Consider the following 19,117-nt stretch of genomic DNA (forward strand, 5'->3'; position numbering starts at 1 on the left):
TGTGCCCTTTCAAGATCTTTTTTTTAGAAAGGAGAAAAAAGATAAAAAAGGTGATTTTTTAAACACCTATGTTAAGTTAGTGTATCTTTACTTGAACTATCATTACACTTATTACTCAAACATTAGGTCTGTAAATGAATTAAAGGGGAATAACTAACTATGCGCCGTAACTACTATAATTATATTTTAGCGCTAAGTGTATTGGGTATATCCCTAACAGGCTTGCCGTCAGTATCATTTGCGGAGCCCAATTCAGCGCAAATGTCATCAACAAAAGAAGCAAAGCTTTTAAAGACTTATACCTCGATAATTGAAAATCACTTAAACAAAAACTTATCAATAATGCGAACCGTGCGAATACTTGTTAATAACTATCCAGAGCACGCTAGTTATATTGTATCCGCTGCTTTCGATTTAACGCCGAATAAGAAGAAAGCCATTATAGTGGCAGCTATCCAAGCTGAACCTGCTGTCACTTACAGTGTCGTCGAAACTGCTTTAACCTACTTCCCGGGTAATGCGGAGATGATAGTTCAAACAGCTATCGAAACTGAGCCAGCTTATATTGATGATATTTTATCTCTCGCTATTGCTCACTCACCGGAAAAGGCGGATAGCTTACTAACTGTTACCCTGCAAAACCATCCTTCATATTCTGAATCAATAATGAGGACAGCCCATGAAAGTTCTTCCGGAAACTTATTATCGTCGGTAATAAGTACGTTGAAACTTATCCCTGAGTCGGCTGATTATGTCCTAAATGGTATAAAGGACTTTTTCACAAGTCTGCGGGGAACAGAATCTGAAGCTTACATTTCTAAAGAACAGTGGAAACTGCTAGCCGTTGAAGCTAAAAACTCTGGATTAGACAAAAATAGACTACAGTGGCTTGTTGATAAGGGGCATTTGGAACAAAAAGAGTTAGCCGCTGTTTATAACAAATAATTGAAAAATGCATAATAAAAAGGCCAGCTTTAAGCTGGCCTTTTTAATTCGTTTACTCAGCAGTTTCTTCAACTACTTCTTCAACTTCTTCTACTTCTGGTCTATCAACTAATTCAATGTAAGCCATAGGTGCGTTATCACCTGCACGGAAGCCACACTTCATAATACGAGTGTAACCGCCTGCGCGCTCTTCATAACGCGGGCCTAATTCATTAAACAGTTTACCAACGACTTCTTTGTCACGCGTACGTGCGAAAGCTAATCGACGATTAGCAACGCTGTCTTGTTTAGCCAATGTAATCAATGGCTCCACCACGCGACGCAGCTCTTTAGCTTTTGGCAACGTCGTTTTGATAATCTCATGGCGAACTAGCGAACTTGCCATGTTACGGAACATCGCCTGACGATGGCTACTGTTTCGATTTAGTTGACGACCACTCTTACGATGGCGCATACCTATACCCTTCTCAGTAAATCTTTTACTAAGGTGACCTTAGTCGTTTTCAATTAAGCTAGCAGGTGGCCAGTTTTCCAGGCGCATACCCAGAGACAAACCACGTGATGCCAACACATCTTTAATTTCAGTCAACGACTTCTTACCTAAGTTAGGCGTTTTTAACAGCTCAACTTCGGTACGTTGTACTAAGTCACCAATGTACTGAATCGCTTCTGCCTTCAAGCAGTTCGCAGACCGAACAGTCAATTCCAAGTCGTCAACCGGACGAAGAAGAATCGGATCGAATTCCGGTTTCTCTTCTTTTTCTTCCGGCTCGCTGATATCACGAAGTTCAACGAAAGCATCTAGCTGTTCTGCCAAAATAGTAGCAGAACGTCTAATAGCTTCTTCTGGATCCAACGTACCATTGGTTTCCATTTCGATAACCAGCTTGTCTAAGTCAGTACGCTGTTCAACACGAGCCGCATCTACAGAGTATGCGATGCGTTCTACTGGGCTGAACGAAGCGTCAACTAACAGACGACCGATTGGACGCTCATCATCGTCAGCTGACTGACGTGATGCTGCAGGAACGTATCCACGACCACGCTCGACCTTAACACGCATGTTAAGCTCGTAATCACCGGTAAGGTGACAAATAACGTGCTCTGGATTAACAATTTCTACATCACCATCGTGAGTGAAATCGCCTGCGGTTACAGGACCTGCTCCGGATTTATTCAAGGTCAACGTAGCTTCGTCTTTACCTTCGATGCTGACTGCCAGCCCTTTCAGGTTCAACAAAATTTCGATGACATCTTCTTGAACACCCTCTTTACTGCTGTATTCATGCAGCACGCCGTCGATTTCAACTTCAGTCACTGCGCAACCTGGCATTGACGATAGTAAAATGCGACGTAACGCATTACCCAGTGTATAACCAAAGCCGCGTTCTAGAGGCTCCAGTGTAACCTTGGCATGAGTCGGGCTAATTTGCTCGATGTCGACTAACCTCGGCTTTAGGAATTCGGTAACAGAACCCTGCATTGTGTCCTCTCTCTATGCTTAAGCCTTACTTAGAGTAAAGCTCTACGATCAACTGTTCGTTTATTTCAGCAGACAAGTCACTACGTTCTGGAAGACGCTTAAACTGACCTTCCATTTTGTTGTTGTCTACTTCTATCCAGACTGGTTTCTCACGTTGTTCCGCAAGTTCCAGTGCTGCTCCGATACGTGCCTGTTTTTTCGCTTTTTCGCGAACAGAAACGACATCTTCAGGACGAACCTTGAACGATGGAATATTCACTACTTGGCCATTCACAACAACTGCTTTGTGACTAACCAATTGACGAGCTTCAGCGCGTGTTGACGCAAAACCCATACGATACACTACGTTATCCAAGCGCTGTTCCAACAACTGCAACAGGTTCTCACCAGTATTGCCTTTCAGTCGAGCTGCTTCTTTGTAGTAGTTACGAAATTGCTTTTCCAGAACGCCATACATACGACGAACTTTCTGTTTCTCGCGCAACTGAACACCGTAGTCTGACAAACGACCGCGACGCGCGCCGTGTTGTCCTGGTGCAGTTTCGATCTTACATTTAGAATCGATTGCGCGAACGCCGCTCTTAAGGAACAAATCCGTTCCTTCGCGACGGCTCAGCTTGAGCTTAGGACCCAAATATCTTGCCATGATCTTTCTCCAACTATCGATTCACGCCTTAAACGCGACGTTTCTTAGGCGGACGACAACCGTTGTGAGGAATCGGTGTCACATCGGTAATATTTGTGATTTTGTAACCAACGGCGTTCAGGGCACGAATCGATGATTCACGACCTGGGCCTGGACCATTCACAAATACTTCCAGGTTTTTCAGTCCGTATTCCTTCGCCATTTCACCTGCACGTTCTGCTGCAACCTGTGCTGCAAACGGCGTTGATTTCCGTGAACCACGGAAGCCTGATCCACCTGCGGTAGCCCACGCTAATGCGTTACCCTGGCGATCAGTAATGGTGATGATGGTGTTGTTGAAAGATGCATGCACGTGAGCCATGCCATCGGCGACTTGCTTTTTAACGCGCTTGCGAGAACGAGTCGGTGCTTTAGCCATTACTCAATCCCCCCCTTACTTCTTAATTGGTTTGCGCGGTCCTTTACGGGTGCGCGCATTTGTTTTAGTGCGCTGTCCACGTAGAGGAAGGCTGCGACGATGACGAAGTCCACGGAAACACCCGAGGTCCATCAAACGTTTAATGTTCATAGATACTTCACGACGCAAGTCACCTTCGACTGCGAATTTTGACACTGCGTCACGAAGCGCGTCCAGTTTGTCTTCTGACAATGAACCAATCGTAGTATCTTCAGCAATACCCGTTGCAGCTAAAATTTGCTGCGAGCGAGTACGCCCAATACCATAGATAGCAGTTAAGGCAATAACTGCATGTTTATTGTCAGGAACGTTAATGCCAGCGATACGGGCCACTAACACGTCTCCTTTAATTTGTAGGCATCAGTTGAAAAGCCCGTTAGGATACTCAACCGATTGCCGAATTGCAAATACTTCAAGGCGGCGACATTAAGCCGCCGACCTTTCCTTCGAATCAACCTTGTCGTTGTTTGTGCTTTGCATCAGAGCAAATAACGCGTACTACGCCATTACGCTTGATGATTTTACAGTTACGACAGATTTTCTTCACGGAAGCACGAACTTTCATTGCTACTCTCCGTTCTACCCAACCTTATCGACCGTAGCCTTTAAGGTTAGCTTTTTTAAGCACAGAGTCATATTGATTAGACATCATATGAGTCTGTACCTGTGCCATAAAGTCCATGATGACAACCACGATAATCAATAACGATGTACCGCCGAAGTAGAACTGAACGTTCCAAGCAATCATCATAAACTCAGGAACCAAACAGACAAAGGTAATGTACAGAGCACCTGCTAAAGTCAAGCGAGTCATTACTTTGTCAATATAACGCGACGTTTGTTCACCTGGGCGAATGCCCGGAATGAAAGCGCCGGATTTCTTCAAGTTGTCAGCTGTCTCACGCGGGTTAAATACCAACGCAGTGTAGAAGAAACAGAAGAAAATAATTGCAGCCGCATACAATAACACATAAAGCGGCTGACCGGGAGACAATGTCATTGAGACTTGTTGTAAAAAGTCAGCAACAACTCCTTCGCCTGAACCAAACCAGGTAGCGATGGTTCCCGGAAACAAAATAATACTCGATGCAAAGATTGGAGGTATAACGCCGGCCATGTTTACTTTCAATGGCAAATGCGTACTTTGAGCTGCAAATACCTTACGACCCTGTTGACGCTTTGCGTAGTTAACAACGATACGACGTTGACCACGTTCTACGAAAACAACAAAGTAAGTGACTGCAACAACAACAACCCCAATCAATAGCAATAACAGCAAGTGCAAATCGCCTTGGCGTGCTTGCTCAAATGTTTGACCAATAGCCGAGGGCAACCCTGCTACAATACCCACAAATATCAGGATAGAGATACCGTTACCAATACCTCGTTCAGTAATTTGCTCGCCTAGCCACATAAGGAACATTGTTCCAGTAACCAAGCTTACTACAGCTGTAAAGTAAAAGCCGAAACCAGGATCGATAACTAACCCTGGCATTAAGTTAGGTAAGCCAGTAGCTATACCTATCGACTGGAACGTAGCCAGTATTAAAGTACCCCAACGCGTATACTGGTTTATCTTACGACGACCAGACTCACCTTCTTTCTTAATTTCAGCTAAGCGAGGATGAACCACACTTGCAAGCTGCATAATAATTGAAGCCGAGATATACGGCATGATACCTAATGCAAATACTGATGCGCGTTCTAAGGCACCACCGCTGAACATGTTAAACATGGCAACGATGGTATCTTTTTGCTGTTCGAATAACTGAGCGAGTACAGCGGCATCAATACCAGGAATAGGCACAAAGGAGCCCGCTCGGAAAACGATAATCGCTCCTAACACAAACAACAGGCGACGCTTAAGTTCCGACAAGCCACCTTGCGCTCGATTTGATTCCAATCCTGGTTTAGCCATTTGCTCTATCCTTCGATTTTTCCGCCAGCAGCTTCAATAGCTTCGCGAGCGCCTTTGGTGACTTTAAGACCTTTAACAGTCACTTTACGACTAATTTCGCCTGACTTAATGACTTTAGCAGCCAAAATGTTCTTACGAATTAGTCCCGCAGCTTTTAACGTTGCTAAATCTACAACATCACCTTCGACTTTCGCGATTTCTGCCAAGTTCAATTCCGCAGTGGTCATAGCCTTGCGAGAAGTGAAACCAAATTTAGGCAGACGACGCTGGATTGGCATTTGACCGCCTTCGAAACCTGGTTTCACGCTGCCACCAGAGCGAGATTTCTGCCCTTTGTGACCACGACCACCGGTTTTACCCAGACCTGATCCAATACCGCGTCCAACGCGCTTTTTGCTGCTTTTTGCACCAGGTGCGGGAGAAAGATTATTTAATTCCATCGTTTATCCCTCCACCTTAATCATGTAATTTACTTGGTTCACCATACCGCGGACTGCAGCAGTGTCTTCCAACTCTACTGTGTGACCAATGCGGCGGAGACCCAAGCCACGTAGTGTAGCTTTATGCTTCGGTAAACGACCGATAGAGCTACGCGTCTGTGTTACTTTGATTGTCTTTTTCGCCATTGTTCACTACCCCAGTATCTCTTCAACGCGCAATCCACGCTTAGCCGCTACTTGTTCTGGCGACTTCATGTCGTTCAGAGCCTTAATAGTGGCACGAACAACGTTGATTGGGTTGGTTGAACCATATGCTTTTGACAGCACGTTATGAACACCTGCAACTTCTAGTACTGCACGCATCGCACCACCGGCGATGATACCCGTACCTTCAGACGCAGGCTGCATGTATACTTGTGAACCTGAGTGACGTCCTTTAACAGGATGCTGTAAAGTTTCGCCTTTCAGTTGAACGGTAACCATATTGCGACGTGCTTTTTCCATTGCTTTTTGAATAGCAGCAGGAACTTCACGCGCTTTACCATAACCAAAACCGATTTTTCCTTTACCGTCGCCAACTACAGTCAGTGCAGTGAAGCTAAAGATACGACCACCTTTAACAACTTTTGCTACACGGTTAACTGTAATCAACTTTTCAATCAGTTCACCATTTTGAGCTTCTACATTTGCCATGTTCGTCTCCTAGAACTGAAGTCCGGCTTCACGAGCTGCGTCAGCCAAAGCTGCTACGCGACCGTGGTATTTGAAACCACTACGATCAAAAGAAACGCTTTTAACGCCTTTTTCAATCGCTCGTTCAGCGATAGTTTTGCCCACTACTTTGGCTGCGTCTACGTTACCCGTAGATTTAAGCCCTTCGCGAACACTTTTCTCTGCAGTCGATGCGGCTGCCAGCACTTCAGAACCGTTAGGTGCGATCAACTGTGCGTAAATGTGCCGTGGTGTACGGTGAACGACCAGGCGATTTGCACCCAACTCTTCAATTTGTTTACGTGCGCGAGTAGCACGACGTAAGCGAGCTGCTTTCTTGTCCATCGTATTACCCTACTTTTTCTTGGCTTCTTTACGGCGCACTTGCTCGTCAGCATAACGTACACCTTTACCTTTGTAAGGCTCTGGCTTACGGTATGCGCGAATGTTAGCGGCAACTTGACCGACTAACTGCTTATCTGCACCTTTAACGACGACTTCAGTCTGAGTCGGAGTTTCGATAGTAATTCCTTCAGGAATTTCGAACTCCACAGGATGCGAAAAGCCTAGCGTCAGGTTTAGTTTTTTACCTTGTGCTTGCGCACGGTAACCAACACCCATCAACTGTAACTTACGTTCGAATCCTTTAGTGACTCCGACCACCATGTTTTGCAACAATGCGCGAGCTGTACCAGCTTGAGCTGTTGAATTAGCAACACCCTCACGAGGGTTTGTACGTAATTCACTCTCTTCTTTAACCAGTTCAACTGCATCGTTAACAACACGACTCAGTGAGCCTTGAGCACCTTTAATCGTGACTTCCTGGCCATTTAGCGTAACTTCAACGCCAGCAGGAATTTCAATAGGTGCTTTAGCAACACGTGACATTTCCTACCTCCTAATTACGCTACGTAACCAATGATTTCGCCACCAAGACCAGCTTGGCGAGCGGCACGATCGGTCATCAGGCCTTTAGACGTCGAAACAACTGCGATGCCAAGGCCACCCATTACGTTAGGCAGCTCGTTGCGCTTCTTATAGATGCGCAAACCAGGGCGACTAACGCGCTCGATTGATTCAATTACTGGCTTGCCTTCGAAATACTTCAATTCGATTTCAAGCTCAGGTTTAGCAGTGCTCTCAGCGCTGTAACCCGTAATAAAACCTTCTTCTTTCAGAACTTCAGCAATCGCCACTTTCTGCTTAGAAGACGGCATTTTTACCGTTACTTTATTAGCACCTTGAGCGTTGCGAATGCGTGTGAACATATCCGCAATTGGATCTTGCATGCTCATATTTGCTTTCTCCCGTGATTCGTGGCTTACCAGCTAGCTTTTTTCAAGCCAGGAATTTCACCGCGCATCGCCATCTCACGGACCTTAATACGGCTCATGCCGAACTTACGAAGGAAACCATGAGGACGACCAGTTATACGACAACGGTTACGTTGACGTGACGGACTGGCATCACGTGGGAGCTTCTGCAATTTCAGAACTGCTTCCCAACGCTCTTCGTCTGATGCATTTACGTCATTAATGACCGCTTTCAGTGCGTTGCGTTTTTCTGCGTATTTTGAAGCGATTTTAGCTCGCTTCACGTCACGCGCTTTCATTGACTGTTTTGCCATAACTCTACACCTTACTTTCTGAACGGGAAGTTAAAGGCAGCTAGCAAAGCACGAGCTTCGTCATCTGTGCCAGCATTAGTGGTAATGGTGATATCCAGACCACGTACCTTGTCGACTTTGTCATAGTCGATTTCCGGAAAGATGATCTGCTCACGAACACCCATGCTGTAGTTACCACGACCGTCAAACGATTTAGGGTTGAGGCCACGGAAGTCACGGATACGTGGGATTGCAATCGAGATTAAACGTTGCAAAAAGTCCCACATGCGCTCGCCGCGCAGAGTTACTTTACAGCCAATCGGGAAGCCTTCACGGACTTTGAAGCCGGCGACAGACTTGCGTGCAACAGTACGAACAGGCTTTTGACCAGAAATGGCCTCTAAGTCTGCGACTGCATTATCAAGTACTTTTTTGTCAGCCAGAGCTTCACCAACACCCATGTTAAGGGTGATTTTTTCAATCCGAGGGACTTGCATGACGCTGTTGTAGCTGAACTCTTTCATCAGTCCAGGAACTACCGATTCTCTATAAAAATCATGCAGTTTCGCCATCGTAAAACTCCAAGTTTGAATTAAATGATTGCGTTGTTCGATTTGAAGAAACGGACTTTTTTCCCGTCTTCAGTACGAAAACCAACACGATCTGCTTTACCTGTCTCTGGATTAAAGATCGCAACGTTAGAAACATGAATTGGTGCTTCTTGTTCTACGATGCCGCCAGATTCACCTAAAGCCGGATTTGGCTTCTGGTGTTTCTTGACTACGTTAACGCCTTCGACGATAACGCGATCTTTATCAGTAAGAACTTTCAGGACTTTGCCTTGCTTGCCCTTGTCCTTACCTGCCAGGACGACTACTTCGTCATCACGTTTAATTTTTGCCGCCATAATTGACTCCTTATAGTACTTCTGGTGCCAGCGAGATAATCTTCATAAACTGCTCTGAACGCAGCTCACGAGTTACCGGACCGAAGATACGAGTGCCAATGGGCTGTTGGTTGCTGTTCAACAACACAGCCGCGTTGCGGTCAAAACGGATGACCGACCCGTCTTGACGACGGACGCCTTTTCTGGTGCGAACGACCACCGCATTCACAACATCACCTTTCTTCACCTTACCGCGCGGAATTGCTTCCTTAACAGTAACTTTGATGATATCGCCGATGTTTGCGTAGCGACGGTGCGAACCACCTAGAACCTTAATACATTGTACGCTGCGCGCGCCGGAGTTATCGGCAACGTCCAGGGTAGTTTGCATTTGGATCATTTCAGTGCCCCGCTTAGTTAAAAAAACAGACCCTCTCGGGTCGTGCTGCCTTTGGTTTTTCCCTTATAAAAAGGGCGGCGAATTGTAACAGATAAAAATTAGATGTGGTAGGGCAATCTCACTTTTTTTCGTAAGACTGGATGAACAACGGATTATAACAGACGAGATTATATTGGCAGTCATCCGTTAAAATGGTAAATTCGTACCTCGTTTACAGTTAATTTTCATTTGGTTAGTGGCTACAAAAGCGTTAGCAATGGGACAACGGATGAGCCTATGAATTTACTCATTATCATCATGGCGCCACTATTTGGTGCATTACTACCTTTATTACTAAAACAAACGCCACGACTGATAAAAACCGGCGTTACACTGCTTATACCACTAACTGGCATAGCTATATTACTCAGCTATGCGCCACAGACTTTATCCGGAGATACTCCTAAACACTTTATAGAGTGGCTGCCGTCTATTGGGCTCGATTTTGCCATTCGTCTTGACGGTCTCTCCCTTTTGTTCTGTTCATTGATACTGGGAATTGGCGTCCTTATTGTCGGCTACGCTCACTATTACCTCTCCTACGAGGATGACGACTCAAGATTCTACGCCTGTCTCCTGCTTTTTATGGCCTCGATGCTTGGCATTGTTATGGCGGACAATATTCTGCTTATGTGGGCATTTTGGGAGCTTACCAGCATTTCATCATTCCTGCTTATTGGTTACTGGTTTCATAGCAGCGATGCCCGCCGTGGTGCCCGCATGGCACTTGCAACCACAGGAGCCGGCGGACTGGCTCTGCTAGCCGGCTTGCTAATTATCGGGAATATTGCAGGAAGCTACCAATTTGACGATATCGTTGCCTCAGCAGAGGTTATAAAAAATCACGAATACTATACCGCAGCTCTTGTTCTTTTATTGCTAGGCGCCTTCACTAAGTCAGCACAGTTTCCATTCCAGTTCTGGTTGCCACACGCAATGGCAGCGCCAACACCAGTCAGTGCGTACTTACACTCTGCTACCATGGTAAAAGCGGGTATATTTCTATTGGCAAGGTTCCACCCGGTCATGGCAGGCACAGAACTTTGGCTGACCATTGTTACCGTTACCGGGCTAATCACCATGTTAGTAGGCGCTTACTTTGCGTTACTTAAACATGATTTAAAGGGTTTGCTTGCATTTTCGACAGTCAGTCACCTTGGGTTAATTTGTATGCTGTTGGGCATCGGCACCCAAGCAGCCGTTATTGCGGCAATGTTTCATATTATTAACCACGCCTGCTTTAAAGCTGCATTATTTATGACGGCGGGTATTATTGATCATGAGTCAGGTACCCGTGATATGCGAAAGCTCCAGGGGTTAATGGGGCTCATGCCTTTAACAGCAACATTAGCTATGGTCGTCGCCGCTTCTATGGCGGGCATTCCGCCATTTAATGGTTTTATATCGAAAGAATTATTCCTTGACCAAACAGCACAGCAACATTTATTCGGTGGCCTCTCGTGGTTTATTCCTGTGTTAGCTACGGTTGGTGCTGCGCTTTCTGTCGCTTATTCTATTCGCTTTATTCACGATGTGTTTTTTAACGGTGAATATAAGGAGCTGCCGAAACAACCTCATGACCCTCCGCGAATGATGTCAGCGCCGGTTGCTTTATTAGCTCTACTTTGTATTGTCATCGGTCTTGCACCTATGCCAATAGTGTCGGAGATTTTAAACTCTGCCGTTACTGCCGTGACCCACTCACAAACAGAAGTTAAATTGTCTCTGTGGCATGGCTTTAATATTCCGTTACTAATGAGCGCAATAGCCGTTGTAGCGGGTATACTCATATATATTGCCCGAGACCAACTGTTTACTTTTAACAGACAGTTTGACGGCCAGGACGCAAAACATAACTTCGAACGACTGGTCCAAAAAGCCAGTGACGCTTCATCACGACTGTTCGACAAGCTAGATACCGGATCTTTACAGCGTTATATGGCGTTTGTCTTGATAAGTGTCATTGTCATATTACTGCCTTCGCTTATCGATATTAGTGCCATCACAGGAAGCTCTCCACAACAATCCATTGATACCGTTTCTATGGTTGGGGCCATCGTGTTAATTGGAGCTGCTTTTGGCACTGCAACACTACACCGCAACCGTTTTGTAATGCTAATGATGCTTTCTGTTGTGGGCTTGATGGTCTCTTTAGCATTTGCTCATTTTTCTGCGCCCGATTTAGCCATGACTCAATTAGTGGTCGAAGTTGTCAGCATTATTTTAATGATTCTGGCACTCTTTTTTATGCCACAGAAAACTAACCGGGCATCAAGTGGCCACCGAGTCTTTCGCGATATTATAATTGCGAGCTTTATTGGTGGAATTGTAGCAACCTTAAATTTCGCCATTCTAACCACACCGGCAGAATCAATTTCTGATTTCTTTATTGCTAACGCAAAAACCGGCGGTGGCGGCACCAATGTTGTAAACATTATTCTGGTCGACTTTCGTGGCTTTGATACATTAGGCGAGATAACGGTTTTAGCCATTGCTGCGGCAGGGATACATAAGCTACTTAATAAGCTTAAACCCTTTATGCCATCCAGCGATGTCGACGGCCGTCCATGGCATAGAATAAAGCACCCGCTCATGCTCACTAACGTCGCTAATTTGGTCTTACCCATGGCGATGGTCGTTGCAGCTTATATTTTCCTGCGTGGCCACAACTTGCCGGGTGGTGGCTTTATTGCCGGGCTTATCGCAGCGTCAGCCATGATTCTTCAGTATGTGGCAAACGGCGTTGACTGGGTCAAAGAGCGATTCAATGTAAATTACCAGTCGCTTATGTCTATAGGTGTCATGATTGCCGCCTTAACAGGTCTTGGAAGCTGGCTCTTTAACAAGCCGTTTCTCACTAGCTGGTTTACATATTTAGACTGGCCCGTCGTTGGTAAATGGGAGTTTGCAACGGCACTGCTATTCGACTTAGGCGTATTCCTCACCGTTATAGGTGCCACCATGATGATTCTCAGTAATTTTGGCAAAATGACGACACGCCATCGTCCAACTCACGAGGGCAACTAATGGAAACGTTATATTCAGTCACCGTCGGCATTCTTACGGCCTGTAGCGTCTTTCTTATTCTTAGAGGGCGCTCTTTTCCTGTCGTAGTAGGAATTACTATGCTGTCTTACGCCGTTAACTTATTTCTATTTTCCACCGGCCGTTTAACCATAGATGGCGCTCCTATATTAGGCACATCTGACTCTTACGCAGATCCGTTGCCACAAGCGCTTGTTTTGACCGCCATTGTAATAGGTTTCGCAATGACTGCTTATTCCATTATTTTAGCCGTAAGAACGCGGGGCGAAGTCGGTACAGACGAAGTCAGTGACAGTAACTCGGAGGATAACCGCTGATGTGGCAGCAACACCTAGCGATACTCCCAATTCTTATTCCGTTATTTACTGCGTTACTGCAGTTGTTACCATGGGGTGATCGACCGCAACCTAAACGGCGTGCGATTGGTCTTTCAGCAAGCATACTGACGCTTGTGGCAAGTGCTTTCCTGGTGACTGAAGTAAATTCACAAGAAATGTTGGTTTACTTGCTGGGTAACTGGGAGGCGCCCTTTGGCATCGTTCTTATGGTCGATAAGCTCAGTGCCATGATGATGCTGCTTACTGCCATACTTGCACTTCCTGTGCTCGTTTACGGCTGCTACTCGGAAGATAATCTTGGCTCGCATTTCCATGCGCTGTTTCAGTTTCAAATTATGGGCATTATGGGGGCTTTCGCAACAGGCGACTTATTTAACCTGTTTGTTTTCTTCGAGGTGTTACTCATCTCCTCCTATGCCCTACTTATGCACGGCGGCGGTAAGTTTCGTGTAAGAGCTACCTTACACTACGTCTTGTTGAACCTTTTAGGCTCTGCACTTTTCTTAATTGCTATTGGCACCTTATATGGTGTAACCGGCACTCTGAACATGGCCGACATGGCTGTTAAAATACAAGCGTTAAGTGGCGATCAGGCCATGCTCGCAAAAGCCGGTGCTCTTATGTTGCTTATTGTGTTTGGGTTAAAAGCCGCGTTGCTACCACTCCATTTTTGGCTACCTCAGGCATACTCAACAACCAGCGGTGTCGTTGCAGCTCTGTTTGCAATAATGACGAAAGTCGGGGTTTACTCAATAATTCGTGTCTATACGTTGATATTTGGTGCTGATGCCAACGAGCTAGCCCTTGTTGCCCACGACTGGTTATGGGTGATGGGGCTACTGACAATGTTAGCGGGCGCCTTAGGAATTCTCGCTGCACGCGACTTGCGTTTAATGGTCGCTTATTTAGTCGTTATCTCTGTGGGCACCATCTTAACGGCTTATAGCCTATTCTCCACTCAAACAACTGGTGCTGCACTTTTTTATCTAGTGCACTCAACATTTGTCACTGGTGCACTGTTCTTGCTTGCTGATGTTATGGCATTTGAAAGAGGCAAAACCGCTTCTCGCATCGTGTCAGGCAAACAGATGGCAAACCATTCAACCTATGCAGTTATGTTTCTGGTTGCGGCCGTTGCCGTTATCGGGCTTCCGCCACTCTCTGGCTTTGTCAGTAAATTGATGATTCTGGAGTCGGCTAGTGCGAACGGACATAACTTTTGGTTATGGGCTGCCATTATAGGCGCCACTTTCATTATGCTGGTGGCCGTTACTCGAGCAGGCAGCAAAATGATTTGGCACACTTTGTCGGGTAAGCCGTCTGAACAGTCTGCTCCGCTAGGCAAACGCGCTGCGTTAGCCAGTTTGTTATTATTGTCGTTACTAATGACCGTATTCGCACACCCAATACAGCAATATACTCAGTCTGTTGCTGAGCAGCTCGAGCGTACGGAAGACTATCCTAAATGGGTTTTAAAAGCACCGGAGGTGTCAGATGAATAAACTGTTACCGGCACCTATGTTAAGCCTTTTCTTGCTGATTATTTGGCTTTTATTGTTTAACTCAGTAAGCCCGGGCGTTTTCTTACTTGGGATAATCTTCGCTTTGTTTATTCCCATTTTATTCAAACCAGCTTGGCCAAACTTCGCAAAAGTGAAGAAACCGCACCTTGCTGTTGTTTATTTCTTTATTCTGCTCTATGACATTATTATTGCGAACTTTAAAGTTGCAGTACTTATCGTAGGAAAACGGCGCTCTATCAAACCCGCTTTCTTTGTATTTCCATTGGATATGAAAGAAGAGCTACCGGTGACTATTCTGGCCAGTACCATAACGCTAACGCCAGGTACGGTTTCTTGTGAAATCACTCGTGGGAGAAAAGGCATTTTGATACACGCTTTTTCAGAGGAAGACCCCAATGAGGTAATTGAAACTATCCGTCACCGCTACGAGCGCAGATTAAAGGAGATATTCCAATGTTAGGTACATTACTGCAAATTGCTTTTTTGCTGTTTAGCCTGGCTATACTGATGAATTTCTGGCGACTCGTAAAAGGGCCTGATCTGCCGGATAGAATTCTGGCGCTAGATACCATTTACATAAATTCTCTGGCATTACTTTTATTGCTTGGGCTTTATCAAAATACTCAAACCTATTTCGAAGCCGCACTGCTCATTGCGATGTTTGGCTTTGTTGGCACTATTGCCGCAGGTAAATTTCTCCTACGCGGCGACCTCATCGAATAAAGGGCTCACATTATGGATGCATTAAACGAATTACCCGTATGGAGTCAATGGCTGGTTGGATTCTTTATCTTACTAGGCGCAATCTTTGCGTTTATCGGTTCTTTAGGACTCGCAGTCCTGCCTGACTTCTTTACCCGACTGCATGCACCAACAAAAAACACAACCCTCGGTATTGGCGGTATTGTTATCGCCACAATTATTGTAATGAGCCTGCAAAATGGACTGTCTTTGAGTGAACTACTCATTGCTATCTTTCTATTCTTAACCGCACCTATTAGCGCTCATATAATGGCCAAAGCGGCTTTACATACAGAACTTAAGATGTTCCATAAAACCAGAGATTTTCGCAAAGAAGGTGATGCTTACGAGCATGAAAAAACCGACTCCTGAGAGTCGGTTTTTAATTTCTTCAAGTAGACTTCTTTTAGAAGTAATAACCAAAGTTGATATTAAAGCGGTTATTAACCTCACCACCATCGGTTGCAATGTTACCACCTATGAAAGGTTGGTTTTTCGCTCTAACAAAATCGACATAGGTGTAAAAACCGCCACCTGCTGCTACTGCGACACCCAGAACATTCATCCAAGTATCATCTTGATAGCCTGCTTTGTCGGTAATAATGCTATGGTCATTGTAGAATGTCAGGCTGGTAATTGGCCCTATTTCTACCGGTAATGTGTATGCAACGTTACCTGTGTAGATTTTCGCTTCAGTTGGAATTGCGTCGTAGTAGGCATAAGCCCCCATATAAACGCCTGTATTCTCAACCTCTAAGTCATACTCGTAATCGGCATATTGGAGTTGCACATTCCACGGGCCGTTATTGTAGTTACCATGTGCGCCCCATGCGAAGCGGTTACCAACATTTTGGTTTTCAAATTGCTGTAACGCAGAGAAACCGTCAGCAGCACTTCCGGAGTAATAATTGTTACCTTGAGCGGACAAACCGACTTCTAAATTATGATCGTCGCTGAAACTGAAAATATGCGCACCACGCAGCGCATAACTATTACTCTCGCCAATTGGTAGCGCCGGCGTATCATAAGCCCCCTGTCCCGGAGCTCGAACACCTACAGTGTCATAGTTATAACGAGCTGTACGGTCACTGGTAGAGCCATCAACGCCACCCTGCTCATCTGACTTATGATAAGCAATATCGAAGTGCCAGTCGTCACTACGGTAGCGCAAACGAATGCCGTTATCGTGCTCGTCTTCTAAGCCTACGTAGAATGTAGAGTTAAAGAAGTAACTGTGCGAGTTATAAGGCATATTACCGAAAGGTACTTTAACTACACCAACCTGGCCTTGCCAATTGTCGGTAAAGTTATAACCAAACCAAGCGTGCTTAACCACGTCCATATAAGGGAACCAACGGTATTCTGCTGAGAGAATCACGTCACCAATTTCGCCGTCAAAGTTAAGGCGGAAAATATCAAAGTCTAAGTCACCGCCCCTGTTTTCATTACCTGAGTTGTAGTCGTTGTATTCATATTGAAAACGCACCGCACCATGAATTTTAATAGGCCAGTTTTCGTTCTCTTCAGTTTTCTTCTCTAATTTATCTAATCGTGCGTGAACACCTGTATCATAGGCAACGGTGCGAGTTTCAGTTTTTTCGTCAACCGTAGCGTCTTCTGAGACCTTTCGTTTCTCTACAACAACGACTTTTTCCTTTTCCTCTTGTTCTTTCTCGGCCAGGCGTTGTTCAAGCTCAGCCAGACGCTCTTTTAAAGCTTGAATCTCATCTTTAACAGACCCTCCGTCTTGCGGAGCCGCAAGCACCGGAGACGCAGCAAGCATGGTAGCTGCGAAAAAAAGACTTTTTGACATACATGTCTCCTTACAGGTAAGGCGTAATGACTACGCAAATTATCTTAAATAATTCTAGTTTAAATTCAGATATTTGTACTCATTAAGTAAAGGTTTAGATCAAAAAAAAGGCCTCCGCAAGGGAGGCCTTTGTATTTTTTACTTCGTTATCTGCGTTTAGACAACAGTTGCACGTTCTACGATTTCAACCAATGTCCAAGATTTATTCTTAGACAGAGGACGACATTCGCGAACAATCACAGTATCGCCCTGTTTAACTTGGTTGTCTTCGTCATGCGCGTGTACTTTAGTTGTACGCGTGATGTACTTCCCGTATACCGGGTGCTTTACACGACGTTCAACAGCTACAGTGATGGTTTTATCCATCTTATCGCTGACAACTTTGCCTTGCAGAGTACGAACACGTTTTTCTTCAGCCATTACGCACCTGCCTTCTCATTTAAGATGGTTTTAACACGTGCGATATTACGACGCACTTGTTTCATCATGTGAGTCTGATTCAGCTGACCAGTTGCCGCCTGCATGCGCAGATTAAACTGCTCACGACGTAGGTTCAGCAATTCTTCTTGCAGCTGCTCAACGGTTTTTTCTTTCAGTTCACTTGCTTTCATCACATTACCGTCCGAGTCACAAAGGTTGTTTTGAAAGGCAGTTTACGTGCCGCTAAGCGGAACGCTTCACGTGCCAACTCTTCAGGAACACCGTCCATTTCATACAGAACGCGACCTGGTTGAATCTGAGCAACCCAGTATTCAACGTTACCTTTACCTTTACCCATACGAACTTCTAAAGGCTTTTTGGTAATAGGCTTGTCTGGGAATACACGGATCCAGATTTTACCTTGACGCTTAACGTGACGAGTCATTGCACGACGGCCTGCTTCGATTTGACGTGCAGTCATACGACCGCGGTCAGTTGCTTTTAAACCGTATGAACCGAAGCTGACTTTGTTACCAGACTGCGCCAGACCACGGTTGCGGCCTGTGTGAACCTTACGGAATTTTGTACGCTTAGGTTGTAACATATCGTCTCTCCTTACTTACGGTTTTTGCCGCGCTTAGGAGCTGGCTTTTCTTCTGTTGGCAGGCCACCTAAAACCTCGCCACGGAAAATCCAGACCTTCACACCGATGATACCGTAAGTGGTGTTCGCTTCTGAAGTCGAGTAATCAATATCCGCACGTAATGTGTGCAGAGGTACACGACCTTCACGATACCACTCAGTACGTGCGATTTCTGCGCCGCCTAAACGACCGCTAACTTCAACTTTGATACCTTTAGCACCTAAGCGAATAGCGTTCTGTACAGCACGCTTCATTGCACGACGGAACATAACACGACGCTCTAACTGACCAGCAATGTTATCAGCAACAAGCTGTGAATCCAGTTCAGGCTTACGTACTTCAGAAATATTGATTTGCGACGGTGCGCCAGTCAATTTCTGAACTTGTTTACGCAGCTTTTCTACGTCTTCGCCTTTTTTACCGATAACAACGCCTGGGCGTGCAGTGTGAATTGTCACACGAACACTTTTCGCAGGACGGTCGATAACGATACGAGATACTGATGCGTTACGCAGTTCTTTTGTCAGGAACTTACGTACCTGATGGTCACTGTGTAGGTTATCAGCAAACTCATTTGTATTCGCATACCAGGTTGCATTCCATGGTCTGGAGATACCTAGGCGAATACCATTAGGATGTACTTTCTGACCCATAATTTATCTCCTAGCTATCCGACACGACCACAGTAATGTGGCTGGTGCGCTTAAAGATACGATCGGCACGGCCTTTCGCACGTGGCTTGATGCGCTTCATTGTAGGACCTTCGTCTAAGAAGATCTTAGCAACTTTCAGCTCATCGATGTCCGCACCTTCGTTGTGCTCCGCGTTCGCGATTGCTGACTCTAAAACTTTCTTAATTAAGCCAGCAGCTGCTTTTGGGCTGTATGCCAGGATATCCAGTGCTTTTTCTACTGGAAGTCCACGGATTTGGTCTGCGACCAAACGGCCCTTTTGAGCAGAAACGCGGGCAAATTGGTGTTTAGCAATTGCTTCCATCACTCTCTACCTCTTACCGTTTCTTCGCTTTCTTATCAGCAGCATGGCCGCGATAAGTACGGGTTGG

At 45.5% G+C, this 19,117-nt stretch carries 30 protein-coding genes; 7 read left to right on the plus strand and 23 right to left on the minus strand.

What is annotated here, in order from left to right; translation table 11 throughout:
- The first annotated feature begins 159 nt into the window (after nucleotides 1–159).
- Nucleotides 160–945, plus strand: coding sequence for a hypothetical protein (locus B3850_RS10060; RefSeq protein WP_286875692.1), 786 nt, complete (start codon nucleotides 160–162; stop codon nucleotides 943–945).
- 52 nt (nucleotides 946–997) lie between these two features.
- Here B3850_RS10060 and rplQ read toward each other — a convergent pair whose 3' ends face one another.
- From rplQ to rplN, 17 genes are all read right to left on the minus strand, one after another.
- A complete protein-coding gene (rplQ, locus tag B3850_RS10065; protein ID WP_053954229.1) occupies nucleotides 998–1,399 on the minus strand; it encodes a 50S ribosomal protein L17 in 402 nt (133 codons plus the stop codon).
- Between the two features lie 39 nt (nucleotides 1,400–1,438).
- Nucleotides 1,439–2,428: a DNA-directed RNA polymerase subunit alpha gene (locus B3850_RS10070; RefSeq protein WP_053954228.1), complete on the minus strand. Its 990-nt coding sequence runs from the start codon at nucleotides 2,426–2,428 to the stop codon at nucleotides 1,439–1,441.
- 25 nt (nucleotides 2,429–2,453) lie between these two features.
- Nucleotides 2,454–3,074: a 30S ribosomal protein S4 gene (gene rpsD / locus B3850_RS10075; protein ID WP_053954227.1), complete on the minus strand. Its 621-nt coding sequence runs from the start codon at nucleotides 3,072–3,074 to the stop codon at nucleotides 2,454–2,456.
- Nucleotides 3,075–3,102: 28 nt separating this feature from the next.
- Nucleotides 3,103–3,492, minus strand: a complete 390-nt coding sequence (gene rpsK / locus B3850_RS10080) for a 30S ribosomal protein S11 (RefSeq protein ID WP_053954226.1) — start codon at nucleotides 3,490–3,492, stop codon at nucleotides 3,103–3,105.
- A 15-nt stretch (nucleotides 3,493–3,507) separates the two neighbouring features.
- On the minus strand, nucleotides 3,508–3,864 hold the full coding sequence (gene rpsM, locus B3850_RS10085; protein ID WP_053954225.1) for a 30S ribosomal protein S13: 357 nt from the start codon (nucleotides 3,862–3,864) through the stop codon (nucleotides 3,508–3,510).
- Nucleotides 3,865–3,982: 118 nt separating this feature from the next.
- On the minus strand, nucleotides 3,983–4,096 hold the full coding sequence (gene rpmJ / locus B3850_RS10090; RefSeq protein WP_074668972.1) for a 50S ribosomal protein L36: 114 nt from the start codon (nucleotides 4,094–4,096) through the stop codon (nucleotides 3,983–3,985).
- Nucleotides 4,097–4,120: 24 nt separating this feature from the next.
- Entirely contained in the window at nucleotides 4,121–5,449 is a 1,329-nt protein-coding gene (gene secY / locus B3850_RS10095; protein WP_053954224.1) for a preprotein translocase subunit SecY, read from the minus strand.
- A 5-nt stretch (nucleotides 5,450–5,454) separates the two neighbouring features.
- Entirely contained in the window at nucleotides 5,455–5,889 is a 435-nt protein-coding gene (gene rplO / locus B3850_RS10100; protein WP_053954223.1) for a 50S ribosomal protein L15, read from the minus strand.
- A gap of 3 nt (nucleotides 5,890–5,892) precedes the next feature.
- A complete protein-coding gene (gene rpmD, locus B3850_RS10105) occupies nucleotides 5,893–6,075 on the minus strand; it encodes a 50S ribosomal protein L30 (RefSeq protein WP_053954222.1) in 183 nt (60 codons plus the stop codon).
- A gap of 6 nt (nucleotides 6,076–6,081) precedes the next feature.
- Nucleotides 6,082–6,582: a 30S ribosomal protein S5 gene (rpsE, locus tag B3850_RS10110; protein WP_053954221.1), complete on the minus strand. Its 501-nt coding sequence runs from the start codon at nucleotides 6,580–6,582 to the stop codon at nucleotides 6,082–6,084.
- A 9-nt stretch (nucleotides 6,583–6,591) separates the two neighbouring features.
- On the minus strand, nucleotides 6,592–6,945 hold the full coding sequence (gene rplR / locus B3850_RS10115) for a 50S ribosomal protein L18 (protein ID WP_053954220.1): 354 nt from the start codon (nucleotides 6,943–6,945) through the stop codon (nucleotides 6,592–6,594).
- 9 nt (nucleotides 6,946–6,954) lie between these two features.
- Entirely contained in the window at nucleotides 6,955–7,488 is a 534-nt protein-coding gene (rplF, locus tag B3850_RS10120) for a 50S ribosomal protein L6 (RefSeq protein WP_053954219.1), read from the minus strand.
- Nucleotides 7,489–7,502: 14 nt separating this feature from the next.
- Nucleotides 7,503–7,895, minus strand: a complete 393-nt coding sequence (gene rpsH / locus B3850_RS10125; RefSeq protein WP_058576150.1) for a 30S ribosomal protein S8 — start codon at nucleotides 7,893–7,895, stop codon at nucleotides 7,503–7,505.
- A gap of 26 nt (nucleotides 7,896–7,921) precedes the next feature.
- Entirely contained in the window at nucleotides 7,922–8,227 is a 306-nt protein-coding gene (gene rpsN / locus B3850_RS10130) for a 30S ribosomal protein S14 (RefSeq protein ID WP_053954217.1), read from the minus strand.
- Nucleotides 8,228–8,238: 11 nt separating this feature from the next.
- A complete protein-coding gene (rplE, locus tag B3850_RS10135) occupies nucleotides 8,239–8,778 on the minus strand; it encodes a 50S ribosomal protein L5 (protein ID WP_053954216.1) in 540 nt (179 codons plus the stop codon).
- Between the two features lie 20 nt (nucleotides 8,779–8,798).
- Nucleotides 8,799–9,113: a 50S ribosomal protein L24 gene (gene rplX, locus B3850_RS10140; RefSeq protein ID WP_286875680.1), complete on the minus strand. Its 315-nt coding sequence runs from the start codon at nucleotides 9,111–9,113 to the stop codon at nucleotides 8,799–8,801.
- Nucleotides 9,114–9,123: 10 nt separating this feature from the next.
- Nucleotides 9,124–9,492, minus strand: coding sequence for a 50S ribosomal protein L14 (rplN, locus tag B3850_RS10145; protein WP_053954214.1), 369 nt, complete (start codon nucleotides 9,490–9,492; stop codon nucleotides 9,124–9,126).
- A 276-nt stretch (nucleotides 9,493–9,768) separates the two neighbouring features.
- On the opposite strand from rplN, the gene B3850_RS10150 reads away from it, so the two are divergent.
- From B3850_RS10150 to B3850_RS10175, 6 genes are read left to right on the plus strand one after another with little or no spacing between them, the layout of a single operon-like run.
- Nucleotides 9,769–12,558 carry a monovalent cation/H+ antiporter subunit A gene (locus tag B3850_RS10150; protein WP_286911710.1) on the plus strand — a complete coding sequence of 930 codons (2,790 nt, stop codon included), beginning with the start codon at nucleotides 9,769–9,771 and terminating at the stop codon, nucleotides 12,556–12,558.
- Nucleotides 12,558–12,893 (plus strand): Na+/H+ antiporter subunit C, encoded by a 336-nt coding sequence (locus B3850_RS10155; protein ID WP_058576147.1) that lies wholly within the window; start codon nucleotides 12,558–12,560, stop codon nucleotides 12,891–12,893. Before B3850_RS10150 ends, B3850_RS10155 begins: the two co-directional genes overlap by 1 nt.
- Entirely contained in the window at nucleotides 12,893–14,416 is a 1,524-nt protein-coding gene (locus tag B3850_RS10160) for a monovalent cation/H+ antiporter subunit D (RefSeq protein ID WP_273267805.1), read from the plus strand. Before B3850_RS10155 ends, B3850_RS10160 begins: the two co-directional genes overlap by 1 nt.
- Nucleotides 14,409–14,897, plus strand: coding sequence for a Na+/H+ antiporter subunit E (locus B3850_RS10165; RefSeq protein WP_058576145.1), 489 nt, complete (start codon nucleotides 14,409–14,411; stop codon nucleotides 14,895–14,897). The genes B3850_RS10160 and B3850_RS10165 overlap by 8 nt, the downstream gene beginning before the upstream one ends.
- Nucleotides 14,891–15,160, plus strand: coding sequence for a K+/H+ antiporter subunit F (locus B3850_RS10170; protein ID WP_058576144.1), 270 nt, complete (start codon nucleotides 14,891–14,893; stop codon nucleotides 15,158–15,160). Before B3850_RS10165 ends, B3850_RS10170 begins: the two co-directional genes overlap by 7 nt.
- A gap of 12 nt (nucleotides 15,161–15,172) precedes the next feature.
- Entirely contained in the window at nucleotides 15,173–15,550 is a 378-nt protein-coding gene (locus tag B3850_RS10175; protein WP_053954209.1) for a Na+/H+ antiporter subunit G, read from the plus strand.
- A gap of 34 nt (nucleotides 15,551–15,584) precedes the next feature.
- Here the strand turns inward: B3850_RS10175 and B3850_RS10180 are convergent, their stop codons facing one another.
- The 6 genes from B3850_RS10180 to rplV form a co-directional block, all read right to left on the minus strand.
- Nucleotides 15,585–16,991 (minus strand): hypothetical protein, encoded by a 1,407-nt coding sequence (locus B3850_RS10180; protein ID WP_058576142.1) that lies wholly within the window; start codon nucleotides 16,989–16,991, stop codon nucleotides 15,585–15,587.
- A gap of 156 nt (nucleotides 16,992–17,147) precedes the next feature.
- Nucleotides 17,148–17,411 carry a 30S ribosomal protein S17 gene (gene rpsQ / locus B3850_RS10185; RefSeq protein WP_058576141.1) on the minus strand — a complete coding sequence of 88 codons (264 nt, stop codon included), beginning with the start codon at nucleotides 17,409–17,411 and terminating at the stop codon, nucleotides 17,148–17,150.
- Nucleotides 17,411–17,602: a 50S ribosomal protein L29 gene (rpmC, locus tag B3850_RS10190; RefSeq protein WP_053954206.1), complete on the minus strand. Its 192-nt coding sequence runs from the start codon at nucleotides 17,600–17,602 to the stop codon at nucleotides 17,411–17,413. The genes rpsQ and rpmC overlap by 1 nt, the downstream gene beginning before the upstream one ends.
- Complete coding sequence (gene rplP, locus B3850_RS10195) at nucleotides 17,602–18,015, minus strand: 50S ribosomal protein L16 (RefSeq protein ID WP_053954205.1); 414 nt, start codon at nucleotides 18,013–18,015, stop codon at nucleotides 17,602–17,604. The genes rpmC and rplP overlap by 1 nt, the downstream gene beginning before the upstream one ends.
- 11 nt (nucleotides 18,016–18,026) lie before the next feature.
- Entirely contained in the window at nucleotides 18,027–18,707 is a 681-nt protein-coding gene (rpsC, locus tag B3850_RS10200) for a 30S ribosomal protein S3 (RefSeq protein WP_053954204.1), read from the minus strand.
- Nucleotides 18,708–18,717: 10 nt separating this feature from the next.
- A complete protein-coding gene (gene rplV / locus B3850_RS10205; RefSeq protein ID WP_053954203.1) occupies nucleotides 18,718–19,050 on the minus strand; it encodes a 50S ribosomal protein L22 in 333 nt (110 codons plus the stop codon).
- Nucleotides 19,051–19,117 lie beyond the last annotated feature (67 nt).

It is taken from the genome of Idiomarina sp. UBA4520 (assembly GCF_002388365.1).
Classification (GTDB): Bacteria; Pseudomonadota; Gammaproteobacteria; order Enterobacterales; family Alteromonadaceae; genus Idiomarina; species Idiomarina zobellii.

What these genes read in the sequence shown, in the direction of transcription:
- B3850_RS10060 (WP_286875692.1), top strand. Translation starts at nt 160, where the DNA reads ATGCGCCGTAACTACTATAATTATATTTTAGCGCTAAGTGTATTGGGT.
- rplQ (WP_053954229.1), bottom strand. Translation starts at nt 1,399, where the DNA reads ATGCGCCATCGTAAGAGTGGTCGTCAACTAAATCGAAACAGTAGCCAT.
- B3850_RS10070 (WP_053954228.1), bottom strand. Translation starts at nt 2,428, where the DNA reads ATGCAGGGTTCTGTTACCGAATTCCTAAAGCCGAGGTTAGTCGACATC.
- rpsD (WP_053954227.1), bottom strand. Translation starts at nt 3,074, where the DNA reads ATGGCAAGATATTTGGGTCCTAAGCTCAAGCTGAGCCGTCGCGAAGGA.
- rpsK (WP_053954226.1), bottom strand. Translation starts at nt 3,492, where the DNA reads ATGGCTAAAGCACCGACTCGTTCTCGCAAGCGCGTTAAAAAGCAAGTC.
- rpmJ (WP_074668972.1), bottom strand. Translation starts at nt 4,096, where the DNA reads ATGAAAGTTCGTGCTTCCGTGAAGAAAATCTGTCGTAACTGTAAAATC.
- secY (WP_053954224.1), bottom strand. Translation starts at nt 5,449, where the DNA reads ATGGCTAAACCAGGATTGGAATCAAATCGAGCGCAAGGTGGCTTGTCG.
- rplO (WP_053954223.1), bottom strand. Translation starts at nt 5,889, where the DNA reads ATGGAATTAAATAATCTTTCTCCCGCACCTGGTGCAAAAAGCAGCAAA.
- rpmD (WP_053954222.1), bottom strand. Translation starts at nt 6,075, where the DNA reads ATGGCGAAAAAGACAATCAAAGTAACACAGACGCGTAGCTCTATCGGT.
- rpsE (WP_053954221.1), bottom strand. Translation starts at nt 6,582, where the DNA reads ATGGCAAATGTAGAAGCTCAAAATGGTGAACTGATTGAAAAGTTGATT.
- rplR (WP_053954220.1), bottom strand. Translation starts at nt 6,945, where the DNA reads ATGGACAAGAAAGCAGCTCGCTTACGTCGTGCTACTCGCGCACGTAAA.
- rplF (WP_053954219.1), bottom strand. Translation starts at nt 7,488, where the DNA reads ATGTCACGTGTTGCTAAAGCACCTATTGAAATTCCTGCTGGCGTTGAA.
- rpsH (WP_058576150.1), bottom strand. Translation starts at nt 7,895, where the DNA reads ATGAGCATGCAAGATCCAATTGCGGATATGTTCACACGCATTCGCAAC.
- rpsN (WP_053954217.1), bottom strand. Translation starts at nt 8,227, where the DNA reads ATGGCAAAACAGTCAATGAAAGCGCGTGACGTGAAGCGAGCTAAAATC.
- rplE (WP_053954216.1), bottom strand. Translation starts at nt 8,778, where the DNA reads ATGGCGAAACTGCATGATTTTTATAGAGAATCGGTAGTTCCTGGACTG.
- rplX (WP_286875680.1), bottom strand. Translation starts at nt 9,113, where the DNA reads ATGGCGGCAAAAATTAAACGTGATGACGAAGTAGTCGTCCTGGCAGGT.
- rplN (WP_053954214.1), bottom strand. Translation starts at nt 9,492, where the DNA reads ATGATCCAAATGCAAACTACCCTGGACGTTGCCGATAACTCCGGCGCG.
- B3850_RS10150 (WP_286911710.1), top strand. Translation starts at nt 9,769, where the DNA reads ATGAATTTACTCATTATCATCATGGCGCCACTATTTGGTGCATTACTA.
- B3850_RS10155 (WP_058576147.1), top strand. Translation starts at nt 12,558, where the DNA reads ATGGAAACGTTATATTCAGTCACCGTCGGCATTCTTACGGCCTGTAGC.
- B3850_RS10160 (WP_273267805.1), top strand. Translation starts at nt 12,893, where the DNA reads ATGTGGCAGCAACACCTAGCGATACTCCCAATTCTTATTCCGTTATTT.
- B3850_RS10165 (WP_058576145.1), top strand. Translation starts at nt 14,409, where the DNA reads ATGAATAAACTGTTACCGGCACCTATGTTAAGCCTTTTCTTGCTGATT.
- B3850_RS10170 (WP_058576144.1), top strand. Translation starts at nt 14,891, where the DNA reads ATGTTAGGTACATTACTGCAAATTGCTTTTTTGCTGTTTAGCCTGGCT.
- B3850_RS10175 (WP_053954209.1), top strand. Translation starts at nt 15,173, where the DNA reads ATGGATGCATTAAACGAATTACCCGTATGGAGTCAATGGCTGGTTGGA.
- B3850_RS10180 (WP_058576142.1), bottom strand. Translation starts at nt 16,991, where the DNA reads ATGTCAAAAAGTCTTTTTTTCGCAGCTACCATGCTTGCTGCGTCTCCG.
- rpsQ (WP_058576141.1), bottom strand. Translation starts at nt 17,411, where the DNA reads ATGGCTGAAGAAAAACGTGTTCGTACTCTGCAAGGCAAAGTTGTCAGC.
- rpmC (WP_053954206.1), bottom strand. Translation starts at nt 17,602, where the DNA reads ATGAAAGCAAGTGAACTGAAAGAAAAAACCGTTGAGCAGCTGCAAGAA.
- rplP (WP_053954205.1), bottom strand. Translation starts at nt 18,015, where the DNA reads ATGTTACAACCTAAGCGTACAAAATTCCGTAAGGTTCACACAGGCCGC.
- rpsC (WP_053954204.1), bottom strand. Translation starts at nt 18,707, where the DNA reads ATGGGTCAGAAAGTACATCCTAATGGTATTCGCCTAGGTATCTCCAGA.
- rplV (WP_053954203.1), bottom strand. Translation starts at nt 19,050, where the DNA reads ATGGAAGCAATTGCTAAACACCAATTTGCCCGCGTTTCTGCTCAAAAG.